This window comes from Desulfuromonas acetoxidans DSM 684 (assembly GCF_000167355.1).
GTDB lineage: Bacteria > Desulfobacterota > Desulfuromonadia > Desulfuromonadales > Desulfuromonadaceae > Desulfuromonas > Desulfuromonas acetoxidans.
On the sequence record NZ_AAEW02000001.1, the window covers coordinates 206,492 to 222,397 of the forward strand.

Here is a 15,906-nt window from a genome sequence, read left to right on the forward strand (position 1 = left end):
GCCTCAGTGAACAGTCAGCTTGCCCTCCATAACATCTACCCAGCACAGAAAATAATAGAGAAGGTTCTTCTCTTTATTGCGCTGAAACAATACGTTGGCGCCCTCTGTTTCCTGCCACGAAAATGCCCGATTAATATAATCACAACCAGGATGGGTAGATCTTTTCAGATCCATGTCATGTTGCCTGAGAAAATCATCAATATAGGTATTCGTCTCAACAGGGGCCTTGGCAAAGAGAGAACCGACAAGCGGAATTTTCCGCCGTCGTTCGTAGTAGTAGTGCAGGGAATAAAGAAAATTTTTCCAGGAGATCTCCGCACTGAAACGACCATCTCCCGCGAATAACCCTTTTTCACTGCAAAAAGGAATTTCGCAGGCCTTTTTGAAGTCATTGCAATAGATCTTCCTGAATAACTTCCGCTCCGAATCTTCAATTGTTAAAGGGGGAATTGACGCAATATAATCCCAGAATCGAGCCGACATGCCCGGCGTAAAAGGCATCACGGTATTTGCATAGACCTTCAAAGGATTGGTCACCGTTCTGTTCAGTGCCCGATTCTTGAAAATAAAGCGCATGACGCCGTAGTCATCTTCACCATAAAGGCCACGCTCGCGGCGGATATTCTCCTGCACCCCTTTCTGCATGGCGTGAAGAAAATCCTCTGAAAAAACAGCCGCGGCATCTTGCCAGCGGTTGGACTCAGTAGTTAAATTTTTTTTCGCCAAATAGGTGTCCATATCCCGGTCAGTGAGTTGGGTCAATGTATAGCCCGGGGCAAATCCTTCCCAGACTCCACCGGACAGTCCTTCAACCCGAGCAGAGACATTGCTGATAAACAGCCCGCGGCCAGGCGTGGCCACATCATTCATCACCAGATAATGATCTTTGGCAACTTCTCCCTCATGGCCGGACACCGCATCAACAAGACGGGCCTGTTCAACTCCCAGATGCCGGGCCATGCGATAGCCCAGTTTTCCCTCGGCCCCACCAAAATGTTTTTGGTGGATCACCGAAAGGGTCTTGATGGGCATCTCTTTTTCGTTGAGCAAACAGAGAATGAAGCGGGAATCAAAACCGGAGCTCATCAATAAGGTGTTGTCTTGCACCCCATATTCCCGATAGGCGTCAACCTCACGGCCAAAACAATCTAAAATATACTCCGTGGAAATCTCCTCGAATTGCGTGTCCCGCGAGCGCTCAGGCCAGTTCCAATAAAGCTCCTTGGTCAGGTCATTGTTCTCGGGGTCATAGCACATGCGCTCCCCTCTGATTCTGGAAACACCGGCCAATTGCGTCTGCTCTCCGACGATATGCCCAAAGGTGACAAAAGCCCCCCAACCTGCCGGGTCAGGTTGCACCGGCACAACTCCGCCAATGGAAAAGGCTTTTATTTCCGAAGCAAAGGCAATCCCTTGTTGAGCGCGATGACAATAGATCGGTTGAAAACCCATAAAATCAGGAACCATCAACGCTTTCTTTTCTTTTTCCTGCCAGAAAACTGCGGCATAGGCACCATCCATTTCAGTCAGGGCCTGAAAAGCCTCTGCTGTCTCCATCTCGACAATCTGCTGCAAAAAGGGTCTCAATTGACCCGACTTGGTCGGAACCCCTGAAACTACCAGCACATTGCCGTTTTGTCCTTTCACCAGCATCGGAATAACCCCATAGCGCTCCGACGTATGAACAACGCCGATGGCCCCCCCGGGGACGTCAAAAACATCGACCGAATGCCAGTGCTGAACAACTTGAGCCTGACACATGCGTTCGACATATTCTTTCGATGAATAGGGCCCTACAGAACCGAAGACTGCTGCTATTTTCATACGACGCCTATTCCATTTCCCGTTTATGCGCAAACGTCTTTTGAGACGTTTCACAATCGACGACAATTTCTTGCTCAATTTTTTCCCCAAACGGATTCATCAGCGTCAGCAGCCATTTTTCTGAACATTCGTCTTTTTTCCCCAGACATAATGCTGGATTGGCGTCAAATGTCGCGCTGACAACCTTTTTTCCGTTTTCAGAGACCGCTTGCAGTTGAACGATTTGGGGCTGCTTCGCGGTACCACGCAAATTCACCAACAGGCAAACATCGCGATTCTTCGTCACCAAAAACCTGACATGTTCATCAGGGTCAAAACGTAGCATTGGAGAAACAGCCTGTTCGCCCCCCCACGTCATCAACGGATCACCAACAAACGTCGTGATCCACCCGAGATTCACCTGATTCATCAGCCAGGTTTCGCCCAGTGTTTTTTTCTGGGACAGGGCCGGATAAAAAACCTCATCGTCCCACCAGCTTTTGTTGTGGATGTGTGGAGCCCCGCGATACACTTTGGCGGCACCGGCTGTTGCCGTGACACCGCGCTTGAGATCCTCGACCATTTCCCCTTTCTTCCAGCCATTGTGGGAGATCACCGTCGCCGCAATGCCGCCGGGGAGATAGGAGATATCATCGTTCAAGAAGCCATCTTCAGTTATAAGGCGTCCCCATTCCAGCAGGTTCTTCCCCTGTCCTCCGTAGTAAAGGTGACGATAACCGTGCTCCCACAAAGACGTTCCGGCAGATGAGCGCTCCAGATACCCCACCCGTTTTTTTGCTTTGTCATAGGTTTTACCGGGCAAGATCCCCATCGCAGGACCGGCATACTTCGAGGCGTATACAGCCCGATCAATCAGTGCTTTGGCCTGTAAGGGATCAGGGGCGTCAATACGGCTGACGAAATAAACGAAGCGCTCTTCATGCTGACGCCGATTGGCGGGAGTAAACGGTAAGGGTTGCGGACCGTTTTCAAAAGAAGGATTGGCGGAGTACACCTGGGGATGCACAAACGGATTGGCCGTACCAAACAATGGCCTGGTCTGGGGAGAGCGCAAAAAATAATTGCTGAATGCCCCTTGAGCAGTGAACTTTTGGGCTTTAACTTTTCGTCCGGCAACACTGTCGAGATCATAGTAAAGGAGTTGCAGACGTTGACCAAAATCGATGATGGAGCCGAAATTATTGATCTGATTCGTTATGCCGCGAGCTATCCCGCAAGGGGCAACAGCGGTACGCGGCAGGCCGTAACAAACCACCATGAATAAAATGTGATCTTTGAGCAGTGTTCCATCATCACGGGCGTTGCGCGAATCTTCGAGAAACGCTTTGACCGGTGCGGCAACATCATCGAGAAAATGCTGGTCATCCCGTTTACCGTCACGGCCAGTACAGGAAAGTTCCACCTCATCGGCGTCGACATAATCGGCCTGCCAGGAATGCACCCTACCCTGGATATCGCTACAGGATGCCTGAATCGTCACATCTCCGTCGGCAAAGCTTTTCGCATTAAGCCGAATAGTCCAATCATCGCTGTTGTTACCGGCAATTTTCCCTTTTGCTTCAATCAAACCATCTTTGACCAGAGTCAACGCCTTGCCATCATCCGGTTCTAAAGTCATCTGCAGCGTGTGCAGCCGCCATTTGGAACGCCCACCCGGCAGAACAAATTCAACCAGGCGACTGTCGCGTAACTGATCGTCTTGAGGTGACGGACCAAACAGATAGCTGCGCTTTGCCACAACTCCGGCCTTATTGTCATCACTGCTCTCGGCCAGGTGCTCGGTGTTGAGATGACGGGCCTCATCAAGGACTTTAATACCATGCTGGCAGTGCAACCCGAGGATATAGGGTTTTTCACCGCTCTGCGGATCGGTATGCATACGCACATAATGCTCAGCGATCTCCTGCGAATCCTGGCCCGCCTCGGTCAAGGGTTCATCACCAATCCAGTCGGCGTTATACAACACCAGTACCTGCGACGGTGAAATCGCTGACCATCCTGATGAACAACTGAGTACCACGAGCAGGGCAGACACCCCCAAGGGCCGCAGAAAGTCGTATATTTTGCGGTTTATGTGCTTTTTCATCGCGTCCTTTTTCAGCACTGCCACTCCAACATGGTCGACAATGTTTTACGCAAAGTTTTCGCCTGGCACAGCCGCCAGCCCGATCGTCGGATCATCGCTTTAAGGCAACGACTCCATGAGGTAAACTGCAGTTCCATGGTCACAGGTAAATCAAACCGGAACGGCTTTTTTTCGGTCAGAGTCGCAACCGCATGCTCAACCGCCTGTTCAATCTCTCTTTCAACCGCTGAAGGGTGTTTACTCCAGGCACAATGACGACCAAAGCCCTCTTTTGTCGCCACCGTCTCCAACCACGGCATGTGCTGTAACGCTTCGTCGCAGCCGTGTTGATCACTGACAACACAAATCACCGGCACATTGAATTCTCCAGCCACGGCACCATCCAAGGCGATTTCTCCCACTTCTGCCCCGTTAACGCGGATACACCGATAGGCCGCCGAGCAATAGGTATGGGCCAGAACACCGTCAGTCGTCCCGGCCTTGGCGTGATAACCGATCATCACCACCCCGGTATAACTGGCGTCAAGCCGAGGGAAACGCCGCAGGAATCCCGTACCGAGAACGATCTCACACCGCGAGTCCAGCTGATCAAACAGCAAATTGGCTCCCTCGCCATGGTTATCCCAAACCACGACCTGTGTCGCACCACTTTGAAACAAAGCACAAATCGCCGCATTGGTCTCCCGCGTGGCCTGTTCACGGGCAAACGTCATGTTGAGGGAACGCGTCAGCGAGCCGCCGGGTTCACCGACCACGCAAGCAACACCTTCGCAATCTACGGCGATCATGAATTTCATAAAAACCCTGAGTTCTGAGTTCTGAGTTCTGAGTTCTGAGTTCTGAGTTCTGAGTTCTGAGTTCTGAGTTCTGAGTTCTGAGTTCTGAGTTCTGAGTTCTGAGTTCTGAGTTCTGAGTTCTGAAAGGTTTTACTTCGTACTCAAAACTCAGGACTAAGCACTTTCTCTTCAACTTAGAACTGCCTTTTCAAATACAACTCTTCAGCAACTTTGCTGATCACCGGCCGGTATTTGCCGGAACGCGCCGGTTTGATCTCATCAACCAGTTCCACTTCGATCCGGTCATCACCGCCGAGGCGCTGAGTCGCCTTAGCCCTGACCTGCTCAATGCCATCGGCCGGAAACTGATCATTGGTGACAAGGCGAATGTGAATCGCGCCAATCTCTTCCTGGACCACCTGAAATTTGACGATCCCTTTAACGGCACGGGCGATATAGATAAACGAATACCCCACCACCCACTTACCGGCCTTGGTAACGATAAACTCTACGGCGCGCCCACCGCTGATGGAGACCGAAGACAGCGTCCGGCCGCAAGCACACGGCTTTTGGGACAGGGTGACAATATCGCCAGTGCGATAACGGATCATGGGAAAGGCCGGCCCCACAAGATTAGTGACCACGAGCTCTCCTTCACCCTCTGTCGGTTGCAGTGTTTGCGGATCAATAGTTTCCAGAAATAACTGCTCATCCATGCAATGCATGGTGCCATAGCTACATTCATGACCAATCAACCCGGCTTCACGCAAACCGTAGGAATCGTAAACCGGCACGCCAAAGCCCTGCTCGATCAGCTCACGGTCGATATCGGACAGCAGTTCACTGGTGGTGATAATCATGGCTAACCCACTGCTTTTCAGTTCCGTCAGGTCCAATCCCAACGATTGGGCCATGGTAACGGTCAAGACAAAGGTGCTCGGATAGCCGAAAATGCACTTGGGTCGCCACGTGAGCCATTGAGCGAAATAGGACTTCAAGCGCTCGGGTGTGACTTCAAACCCATTGGTTAACGCATCATTGATCAGCCAATCACGCACCTGCTTAATGCGGTCCTGCTTGCTCAGTTCTACCGGTGATCCCCAGTAGTAAAGTTCTTTTTCACCCCGTTGCATCCCCACCCATTCATGGCCACGCATCCGAGCGGCATTGATCTGCGCCTCGCGCGTCGATGAGGTATAAAACTCCAATGCTTCGTTGGTCGAACCACTGGTACGCACCAGTTGCACGCGTTTGCCTTCGTCTTTCCACACCATGGTTTCACGCTGGTTGCGTATGATCTCTTTGTTGAGGAATGGGAAGCGTTGCAAGTCTTTCAGAGACTGAATCGTCTGAGGATAGAGCCCCCTTTGATCCATAAGTGTGCGCCAGTACGGCGTATGCTGATAGGCCAATTGAACGATGCGTTGAAACCGTTCCAACTGCAGGTGCCGCAGACGTTCCCGGCCCCAATACTCAGACTGCAACAACTGACCGAGAATGGAAAAGCTCTCCCGTCCCAGCAACTGTTCCTGCATTTTGAAAATTTGACGTGCAATGATCGGGATCATAAAACCTCAACGTTCAGCTCTAAGTGCTTAGTACTAAGTACTGAGAACTTAGGACTCGAATTAAACCCAATAAAAATTATTCACCCCTTGCACCGCTTTACGCACCAGCGCCCGTAGGGGCCGGTTTATCAGGCAGGGTTCCACCGCTTTGGGTTGATAGTTCTTTTCTTTCACCAGATGAGCTAGATCAGAAAACGTACGTGGCGGATAAGCTTGGCGATTGTCATCCAGCCAGTCACAGAACTTTTCAAAACGCCGCGTGACGATGCGGTTCAACTTGCCATCGTGGTATTGCTTGTCGCGCACTTTAAACAGACTGAAACTGTGCAGAATCAGCACCGCTTCACCACCGGCATCGCAGATCATCTTGACCGCATCACGACACTCCTCAAACGACGAGCCCATCAGATCAACCGGCTTAGAGGGGTGCAGTCCCGGCACCTTGGGCTGTTGATACGCGGAAAGCGCCACTTCCAGCACATCGCCGTACCATTTGCCGCCGTTGTAGCGTTGTTGTTCATTGAAACGACATTGGCCACCGACATAAGGAAACGTATAACTGCTGTCGATCCAAATGCCAGCCTTTGCCAGAGCGGCCAAGGTCTCTTCAGACGCGCCCATATTCCCGGCGCGAAAAGCAACAGGCCTTGGTGCACCCCACTGCTCCAATCGGTTCGACCCTTCTGTAACCATCTGTTGCTGAACATCCAGGGGAAGGTCCGCCATCTGATCGGTTTGGACATGAGACTGCCCCGCCTGCATCTGCCCGTAATGAACATGGTTCGGATGAATGTGCAGCTGGACATCCTGGTCCTGCTCCACCAGATAGCGTACAACCGGTTCCGTTTCTCCCGGGTAGCCCAGTTCATCGTTAAACGGTTCAACGAAGAATGTCGCCTGGAGATCTCGCTGCTGCAAGATGTCGCAAATCAAAGGAACCCCGTAGCGCTTGTCGCCATAGTCGCCCATCATGCCCAATTGCGGCGAAACAGGTTTGAGCTGGAGGTTCTGCCACGCCCCGCCCATGCTGCATTCGACATCAAATGTGATGTAAACTCCTGGGTTCATAACGGCAAGTCCTGAGTGAGAAGTTCTGAGTCCTTAGTCGCCACGGTCCTTATCCTTGTTCTTTTGAGCTTCAATGGAGCGACGTAGGCCTGAAATGACACGTGAGGTTTCCTCTGCCAATGCCTTTGCCTCGCCGAACTGCGTCGCGTCAATCAATTGCGCATCAAAAGCAACGTAAAGTTGGGCCCGCACTTCCGCACAAGAACCTTTGGCGATCACCAAAAAACGATGAAACTCAGTCGGCGAAGACCGATCAAACCCTTCGGCAATATTCGATAGAACAGAAACACTTGCCCGTTGAATCTGGTCACGTAAACCAAAATCCCGTGCCAATGCTGTTTCGCGCGCTATCCCGTAGATCAAACGTGCCAACGCTCTGGCTTTTTGCCAGGCGATCAAATCTTCAAAACATCGAACCGCTGCCATACATTTCCAATCTCAGCACTCAGAACTAAGCACTTCGCACGGTGTTTTAATTCACAATTTCATGCCCGCGTGCGCCAAGCTTTTTCAGCATTTGCCTGAAATCAACAGCAAAGGGTTTCGGATCGGCGAGCAGGAACGAATCATCCTTGGTCCACGGGCCACAGTTCCACAGAACAGTCAGGGCCGCTTCAAAGCGACCAAGGTGCGTTTGTCCCGGCGGCAGTTCGTCGCGGCGCATCTGACCGAGAAACCAGTTGGATTCACCCCCGAGGATGCGTGACCGCAAGCCGATCTTATAAGGTGTTTTACGCATCTTCTCCGGCTCAAAATGGCTCTGCCACAGATTGAACGGTGCTTCGAACCCAGCCATGACCACCGTGGGCAGCCCACCGCTGAAGCGGGGATTGATCTCGAGAAAAATATACTTTCCGGTATCCGGATCGTAATGGAACTGCACTCCGGCAATCCCCTGCCAGTTAAGCGCTTTGAGCAACTTGACCGTGTCATCAATCACCGCCGGATGATGGCAACTGATGCGCTGGACGGTAACACCTCCTGCCAGGGGCATATGATGTTCACCGATATAGTCGCCGGTCATAAACATCTCGCCCTCGTGCATGAGAATCTGCACGTGCTCTTCCGCTCCGGGATGATATTCCTGCACCAGAACATTGTCGGCAAAGGTCTCAAATTGGCGATGCCAGTTGAGCAGCTCCTCCAGAGTTCGGGCGTAGGCGGCTTTGACCGGCACCTTGCCGGCATCGACATTCTGTTTGCGGGTGCGTAACACCAAGGGGTACTGCAAGGTCGATTCCGCCCCCGCTTCCATCAGTTCATCCAGACACATCCCTTTGGCCACCGGGATCTCCAAATCGAGACACAGTTGGTGGACGTAATCTTTGTCGGTTGCCTTGTCAAAGTTGTCCCGCGACGGCGAAAACAGATGAACCTCAGCTGCATCAAGCTGATCCCGCATCGAAATCAGGCGGTTATGAAATCCTTCCGAGACCGGCATGATCGATCCAACATCCAACTGCCGGACCAACGTCAGTATCTCATCGTCAAAACCGGACTCATGCGGCTTGTGATCAAGAATCCAGGCACTGGCCGAATAACGACTGTGAGCCGACTGGCCGTCCTTGGTATTGGTAACGGCATGTACTTCCAAGCCATGGCGCGCCAGGCTGCGAACCACCCACAAGCCAACCTGGGTGTCGCCGACAATGGCCAGAACACGACGGGACCGCTCGTGCTGCTTCAATGTTGTGTTGAATGGTTTAACTTGTTGCATAAGGAACTCCTGTTCTGAGTTCTGAGTTCTGAGTTCTGAGTTCTGAGTTCTGAGTTCTGAGTTCTGAGTTCTGAGTTCTGAAAGATTTTACTTAGCACTCAGGACTAAGCACTTTCTCAAAGACCTTATAAACTTCCTCGGCCACCTGATCCCAACTGCGCACACCGCTGGCAGAACGCACCTGCTGCGGTGGCCATGTCTTCTCCAGCACCTGGCTTAACGCCTGTTTGAGCGGGGCCACCTGTTGCGCTGGCACCATCCGACCACACTCCGGTTGGGGCAGAATATCGGCAACTGCCCCCACATCGGTGGCCACCACCGGTGTCCCGCAGGCCAGACTTTCCAACACCGCGTTGGGGCAGCCTTCACGGTATGAAGCCAGCACGCTGATATCTGCAGCACTGTAAAAATAGGGAATCAGGTCATACCCCTGTCGCCCGGGCAGAATCAGTCGGTCTTCAACGCCATGCTTTTTCGCCACTTCCAGCAGTTGTTCCTTACTACCGCCCTGAGCATCGCCACCTACAATGATCAGGCGCACATCATCCGGCAGCGCAGCCAGGGCTTCGATCACTTCATGATGCCCTTTGCGGGGGCCAAGATGAGCCACGGTCACCAGCAGGCGGCCAGTTGCGGGTAGATGTAATTTTTCACGGCATTTCTGCCGGTCGCGGATGCGGAAATGTTTCAAATCCACACCATTGGGAATCACCGTCAATCGCTGGGTATCAACACCCAGACGAACCGCTTCTTCGGCCATGCGCGATGAAACACTGATCACCGCCTGAGCTCCCAGCAAAGCCCGGCGGCATTGCTGGGTCTGGCTGTCGTCCTTCAGACACTCATACAGCTTACCGCGCAGGGTAATCACGTAAGGAATATTAAGTTTTTGCGCCAGCAGTGCCACACCAACGCCATCCGGCCAGACAAAATGGGCGTCGAGAAGATCCGGTTGCCAGCTTTTTTGTAGAGATCCCAACCAGCGGCGCAAACCTGACGCATAAAGGCGGCCATCAGAATTTTTAAAAAACTTCGGGATATAAAAAAAACGGGGCCGGAACACGGACATGGCGTTCCAGCACTGTTCGTTTGCGTCACTGGCCGTTCCAGTCACCAGAGGAAACCAGGGCACCGGCGAACACACTTTCAACTCCGTTTGCTGGGCCAAGGCGGCGAGACGCTGGTAGACAAAGATCCCCCAAGTCGGGTTGTCCTGATTGGGGAAACAATATGAAAACGACAGCACCTTCATCCGCTCACCTATCGCTTGATCGCCGCATAAATATCCTGATACACCGCTGTGGTCTGCTGCCAGGTGTGATGTTCGCGCACCCAGCGCATCCCCTGCTGCTGCAGCGCCTCGCGTTGCTGGTCATTGTCGAGCAACATCTGCAGACGTTCGGCCAGAGCCTGTTCATCCCCGGCCTTGAACAGCACCCCGGTTTGACCATCGTCGATCAGTTCTTTGTGACCGCCGACATCACTGGCCACCAGCACCTTGCCCATGGCCATCGCCTCCAAGGGTTTGAGCGGCGTCACCAGCTCGGTGAGACGCATGGAGTAACGGGGATAGGCCAAGATGTCGATCATGGCATAGACCCCCGGCACCCGCTCATGGGGAATACGACCGGGCATCACCACGCGATCCGTCAGCCCCAGGGATGCAATCAAGGCCCTAAGCTCGTCCTCCATCTCACCGCCACCGACCAGCAACAACACGGTATCGGGCTGATTTTCAGCAACTCGCGCAAAGGAACGCACCAGAAGATCCAACCCCTCGTATCGGTAAAACGAGCCGATAAAGCCGATCACTTTTTTGCCGGCAAGCCCCCAGCTGTCCAGATATTCTTCATCTGCCGGGCAAGGTTGAAAATCATCCGGGTTAACACCGTTGAATACCGGGGTGATTTTCTGTGCGCCAATGCCGCGCGCCACCAAGTCATTTTTTAAGCCATTACACAAAATGGCCACATGATCCGCCCGCCGACACACCATGGTTTCAATCCTTTTGGTCAGCCGATAACGTAGCGACCCTTCTTGAGTGGTGCCGTGATCAACTGCGGCATCTTCCCAGAAAGCACGAATTTCATAGACCAACGGCAGCTTGAGTTTATGCGCCACCCACAAAGCCGGAAGCGCATTGAGAACCGGCGAGTGGGCATGGAGGATGACCGGTTGTTCTTCTCGTGCCACCTGATAAAGCCGCCTGGCCAGGGCAACCATCAACCGTGCTTCGCTGGTCATCGGTCCCGGCAAGGACGGTGTGGCACCGGTTCGATAATAGGTAAATCCGTTAATCTCTTCCTTGTCAGCCCAGTCGCCCTGCCAACTCTCTTCGTGCTTCGGTGAGGTCACAATCACCGGCTCGTAACCCAGTTTGCGTTGGGCGCGAAACAGGTTCTGGCTGCGAAAGGTGTAGCCACTGTGCAACGGCAGACTGTGATCAAGGATATGGAGAATTTTCATAAAAACCTGAGTTCTGAGTTCTGAGTTCTGAGTTCTGAGTTCTGAGTTCTGAGTTCTGAGTTCTGAGTTCTGAGTTCTGAGTTCTGAGTTCTGAGTTCTGAGTTCTGAGTTCTGAGTTCTGAGTTCTGAGTTCTGAGTTCTGAGTTCTGAGTTCTGAGTTCTGAAGAAATTTTACTAAGCAATCAGTACTAAGCGCTTTCTTCAATGATTCCATTTAATTGTTGCAGATGAGAAGCCCAGCTGTGCTGTCGTTCCACATAGGCTCTTGCGTTAGTGCCCATTTCTCGACGACGGGGTTCATCGTCAAGCAAATCGATGATCGCGGCGGCCATTGTCGCTTCGTCGTCGGCAACAATCAGTTCTTCACCATCAACGGCATGGGTTCCGGTTGCCGCACCACGAGTCGCCACCACCGGGCGTTCCATAGCCATGGCTTCGAGCACTTTGTTTTGAATGCCGCGGGCAATCAGCAACGGCACGACACAGATGGTCGCCGTGGCCAGGTGATCGCGCATATCGGGGACCGTGCCAGTCACGTCAATACCAGGTATTTTTTCGAGGGCACGCACCGCAGGCGTTGGATTGCGCCCGGCAATGCAGAACGACACCTCAGGAACCTGCTGACGAATCAGGGGGAAAATCTTTTCCGCAAACCACACCGCCCCCTCGACATTAGGCCAATAGTCCATGGCCCCGGAAAATACCAGCTTGCACGGCTCCGTGGAAAAACGCTGTTGATCAACACCGCAAAGAGAAAAATAATCGAGATCCACACCGTTGGACAGCGCCTCAACCTTATCGACATTGACATGCTCACCGAGCACATTTTTTTCTTCTTCACTAACCAGAAACACCCGATCAAACTCATGAACGATACGCTGCTCAAAGGTTCGCAATAAGCGTCCCTCGCGCCGATAGAGCCAACGCATCAGCGGAGTTTTTTTTTCGGCATATTGCAGCCATTTTTCCGAATCGACATCAATCAGATCATCAAGCAGTGTGACGTGATGAAACCGCTCCGGCCAATGACGCGAGCGAAACACATAGTCCGCCATGGAGGAACAGAAACAGAGGATAGCCGCTGGGTTCTGCTGTTCAAGATAATCATCAACGGTCTGTTACAGAGGATGGGAATAAAAGCATTGCTGGGAAAAGGAACGTCCGGTAACCAGCGACATGCCAGCATACACACACATGGTTTTCCCGGTGCGTACCCGGCAATGAAACTGATCAACCATCTGCTGCAGAGCAGGAATGTGTTGGCAATCCTCAGGGTCATCAATCAGACATACCAGAGTGACCCGATAGTGTCGGGCCAGATGCTGCACCATGTGATAAGTACGGATCTTATCGCCCTTATCGGGGGGAAAAGGGATGCGATGCGCGAGGACGAGAACATCTTTTTTCATAGTGAAATATACTTTCTCAGCTCGGGTCCCAAGGTATTGGCGACGGGTAACGGCAGCTTCTGCCACAGGCTGGTCACCCAGTGACGCAGTGGTGACGTGCTTCCGTGACCAGCCGTCGCTTTCTCCGTCTGATCGGCACAGAGGTCATACCAGTAAAGCGGTTGCGGGCTCGCGCCCCACTGCTTTTTAAATCGATAGGTTCCCTCTTCCGGCGTTGAACGGCCAAAATCAAAACGGGGATAACCGTGCTCACAGGCAAACGAGAGAAACGTCCAGTACAGCAACATGTTAGGGTTCATCTTGTTGAACTGGCGTCGCGCCGAAGCCCAGGGAATCACCACCAGATCAGGGTGAAGGAGAATAATTCCAGCTGCAGCAACCTCGCCCTGAGGTGTAAAAACCGTGCCGACCCGGCAATTTGCGCCGTAAGTTTCGACGACGGCATCAATCCACCGGCGGCTGTGCACCGGCGAACCTAGATCGCGCATGTTCTCAGCAAAGACGGAATAAAAGTCGTCGACCAATTCCAGCCCGCCGAGACGCGCAGTCAGTCCATCGCGCTGGGGTTTTTTGATCTGACTTCTCAACTTCGATTTCATGCCGTCCAGCAAGGCGGCACTGCTTTCGGGCAAATCGAGCACCATGCGCACTTTGTTGGTCTGGTTCGCCAGATGCGGCCGTTGCGGCAAAATGGACCGCAATTGGCAAACCGCACTCTGTTCGGCCTGTTCCAGCAATGCCTCGACCACGTCAGAATCCCGCGCCAGTACACCACCGGCATCGCAATACGGCAGGGAAATCAGGCGGGATCCTCGCCACGGAATGCGAAAATCGATCAATGGTAGAATGCCGCAAATCTCTGCGCCATCTTCAGCCACCAGATAGTGGTGGCGGTAGCCGTACGCTTTTGCGACAGCCTGCTGCCAGGCCCACAACTGGTAGGGCGTACCGTCATCATGACCGGCAACATAATCGTCCCAGCGCTGACGATCTTCATAGGTCGCTCGCCGTATCCGCATCATGCCTGTGCCAATCCCAAACCATCACGAATGGTAGAAAAATTGAAATCTTCCAGCAGCTTTTTGAAACGCGGCTGCGTCTTGTTCAAATTCAGATAATGTCTGAAATTGCTCTTCAAGCCAGCCCCCTGCATGCGAGGCTGAGAGGGATCAAATTCCCAAGGATGCAGATAAAATACAAAGGGCTGACCATCCTGCTGATTGATACGCTGCAACCCCCACCGTGTCACACAATAGGGCAGCAGACGAAAATAGCCGCCCCCGGCAATGGGCAGGTTTTTACCGGCAAGACGCAGTGTCGAAATCGGCAGTTCGCGTAAACAGGCTTGCCCATCCGTCGGCTCACCGGCTTGCCAGCCTCCCTGTTCGTCCTTTATGGCAAACCCGGCAAAGCGCGGCCAGTCGGACATGCCGTAAAAATCATGCCGCATGGGAAAAATGCTCGAATCGTAGCGATAACCTGCCTCGATCAGTTCATCAAACGCCCACGATGTCTGGCGGGAGATCGAGTAACTCGGCGCCCGGTAGCCCCAGACTTCCGTTCCCGACACCTGTTCCAGGTGCTGTTTGGCGTGGCGGATATCGGCACGAAACTCATCGCGAGACAGGGTGTTAATGCGCCGGTGGCCATGACCGTGACTGGCCAGCTCATGACCGGCGGCGACCAGGCGCTGAATCAGGGCGGGGCACCGCTCAGCCACCCAGCTCAACACAAAAAAGGTCGCATGAACGCCCGAGTCTTCGAGCAATTCCAGCACGCGTTCGGTATTGGCTTCAAAGCGCCACTCTCGCTCCTCCCAGCTGGTTGGTGGCGAGACCTTTTCAAACGCCGAGACCTGGAAGTAATCTTCAACATCAATGCTGAGCAGGTTGGTCAAAGGCGCTGACTGTTTGCACTGAGTTGTCATTGCCCCCGCCTCCCTTTTCCCGCGACCAGCAGTGCCCCAAGGCGATCGGAAATCCGCTCCAACAACATTTCCATGCGCCGCATGCTCTCCAGCTGAATCTGCTGCAGGCGTTCGTCACGGGCTTCAAGGCGGCGCACCATCTCGCCGCCTTCCCCCCACAGATTCTCAAGTGCCGTGAGCCTTTGTTCCGGCGAACCGGATACCCCGGTACGGACTTTGAGTTCTCTGAGCTGGACTGTGGCCGAGGTGCTTTCCTGTTGATCCCAGGTAATATCGCCAATCACTTCATGGAGTAACTCCAGGGTCAAGTCTCGGCTCTCTTCGGCAAAGGCACATAACAGAGCAAAATCACAAAACAGATTGATCAGGCGCGGCACCCCACCGCTGTAATGAAACAACAGGTCAAAAGCCCCTTCATGCCAGACCACGGCCTCACGATTGCCAGCGGTTTCGAGACGATGGTAAACATACGCTTCGGTCTCATCCCGGGTGAGTGGTTCAAGGTGGCAATGAATCCCGATACGCTGCCGCAACTGGCGTAATTCCGGCTGGGTGATCATGCTGAGCAGTTCGGGTTGACCGACCAGCACAATCTGCAGCAACTTGACGGTGTCCGCCTCCAGGTTGGACAGCAGGCGAATCTCCTCCAGCACTTCGACAGACAGGTTCTGGGCTTCATCAATGATAATAACGGCTCGCCTGCCTGCGGCATGCAGTTCAACCAGATAGTCATACAACTCACTGAGCAGGGTCACTTTATCTTTATTTTCGACGACCAGACCAAAGTCCTCATTGATCATGGCCAGCACCTGTCTGGCATCGGCCCGCGTGTTAAACACGCGTGACAGAGCAATATCCTCGTCCAGATCCTTGATCAGATTCCGAACAATGGTGGTTTTTCCTGATCCGACTTCTCCAGCCAGCAGAATAAAACCCGCACGTTCCTGCAAGCCATAGGTCAGGTAGTTGATGGCCTTTCGATGTGAATGGCTCAAAAACAGGAACTGTGGGTTGGGCACCAGTTCAAACGGCTTGGTGGTTAAACAAAAATAAGCTTCATACATC

13 protein-coding genes and 1 pseudogene are annotated in these 15,906 nt (G+C 53.0%); all 14 read right to left on the reverse strand.

The window, feature by feature from the left end; all coding sequences use genetic code 11:
• Positions 1-3 precede the first annotated feature (3 nt).
• Complete coding sequence (locus tag DACE_RS00855; protein ID WP_005997557.1) at positions 4-1,824, reverse strand: asparagine synthetase B family protein; 1,821 nt, start codon at positions 1,822-1,824, stop codon at positions 4-6.
• Positions 1,825-1,831: 7 nt separating this feature from the next.
• A complete protein-coding gene (locus DACE_RS00860; protein ID WP_005997559.1) occupies positions 1,832-3,910 on the reverse strand; it encodes a hypothetical protein in 2,079 nt (692 codons plus the stop codon).
• An 11-nt stretch (positions 3,911-3,921) separates the two neighbouring features.
• The gene (locus DACE_RS00865) at positions 3,922-4,707 is read right to left on the reverse strand and encodes a M55 family metallopeptidase (RefSeq protein WP_005997561.1); all 786 of its coding nucleotides are present in this window, start codon (positions 4,705-4,707) and stop codon (positions 3,922-3,924) included.
• Between the two features lie 173 nt (positions 4,708-4,880).
• Positions 4,881-6,254 carry a phenylacetate--CoA ligase family protein gene (locus tag DACE_RS00870; protein ID WP_005997563.1) on the reverse strand — a complete coding sequence of 458 codons (1,374 nt, stop codon included), beginning with the start codon at positions 6,252-6,254 and terminating at the stop codon, positions 4,881-4,883.
• A 60-nt stretch (positions 6,255-6,314) separates the two neighbouring features.
• Positions 6,315-7,322: a polysaccharide deacetylase family protein gene (locus DACE_RS00875; RefSeq protein ID WP_005997565.1), complete on the reverse strand. Its 1,008-nt coding sequence runs from the start codon at positions 7,320-7,322 to the stop codon at positions 6,315-6,317.
• A gap of 33 nt (positions 7,323-7,355) precedes the next feature.
• Positions 7,356-7,748, reverse strand: a complete 393-nt coding sequence (locus DACE_RS00880; protein WP_005997566.1) for a four helix bundle protein — start codon at positions 7,746-7,748, stop codon at positions 7,356-7,358.
• 46 nt (positions 7,749-7,794) lie between these two features.
• The gene (locus tag DACE_RS00885; RefSeq protein WP_005997568.1) at positions 7,795-9,039 is read right to left on the reverse strand and encodes a carboxylate--amine ligase; all 1,245 of its coding nucleotides are present in this window, start codon (positions 9,037-9,039) and stop codon (positions 7,795-7,797) included.
• 91 nt (positions 9,040-9,130) lie between these two features.
• Complete coding sequence (locus tag DACE_RS00890) at positions 9,131-10,291, reverse strand: glycosyltransferase (RefSeq protein WP_005997571.1); 1,161 nt, start codon at positions 10,289-10,291, stop codon at positions 9,131-9,133.
• Positions 10,292-10,299: 8 nt separating this feature from the next.
• Entirely contained in the window at positions 10,300-11,505 is a 1,206-nt protein-coding gene (locus DACE_RS00895) for a TIGR04063 family PEP-CTERM/XrtA system glycosyltransferase (RefSeq protein WP_005997573.1), read from the reverse strand.
• 188 nt (positions 11,506-11,693) lie between these two features.
• Positions 11,694-12,608 (reverse strand): annotated as a pseudogene (locus DACE_RS00905) (TIGR03087 family PEP-CTERM/XrtA system glycosyltransferase); the annotation flags it as partial.
• Between the two features lie 15 nt (positions 12,609-12,623).
• Complete coding sequence (locus tag DACE_RS16895; protein ID WP_005997577.1) at positions 12,624-12,914, reverse strand: hypothetical protein; 291 nt, start codon at positions 12,912-12,914, stop codon at positions 12,624-12,626.
• The gene (locus tag DACE_RS00910) at positions 12,911-13,936 is read right to left on the reverse strand and encodes a FemAB family XrtA/PEP-CTERM system-associated protein (protein WP_005997579.1); all 1,026 of its coding nucleotides are present in this window, start codon (positions 13,934-13,936) and stop codon (positions 12,911-12,913) included. The genes DACE_RS16895 and DACE_RS00910 overlap by 4 nt, the downstream gene beginning before the upstream one ends.
• Entirely contained in the window at positions 13,933-14,841 is a 909-nt protein-coding gene (locus DACE_RS00915; protein ID WP_005997580.1) for an XrtA system polysaccharide deacetylase, read from the reverse strand. The genes DACE_RS00910 and DACE_RS00915 overlap by 4 nt, the downstream gene beginning before the upstream one ends.
• Positions 14,838-15,905: an XrtA/PEP-CTERM system-associated ATPase gene (locus tag DACE_RS00920; protein ID WP_005997581.1), complete on the reverse strand. Its 1,068-nt coding sequence runs from the start codon at positions 15,903-15,905 to the stop codon at positions 14,838-14,840. Before DACE_RS00920 ends, DACE_RS00915 begins: the two co-directional genes overlap by 4 nt.
• Between the last annotated feature and the right edge of the window lies 1 nt (position 15,906).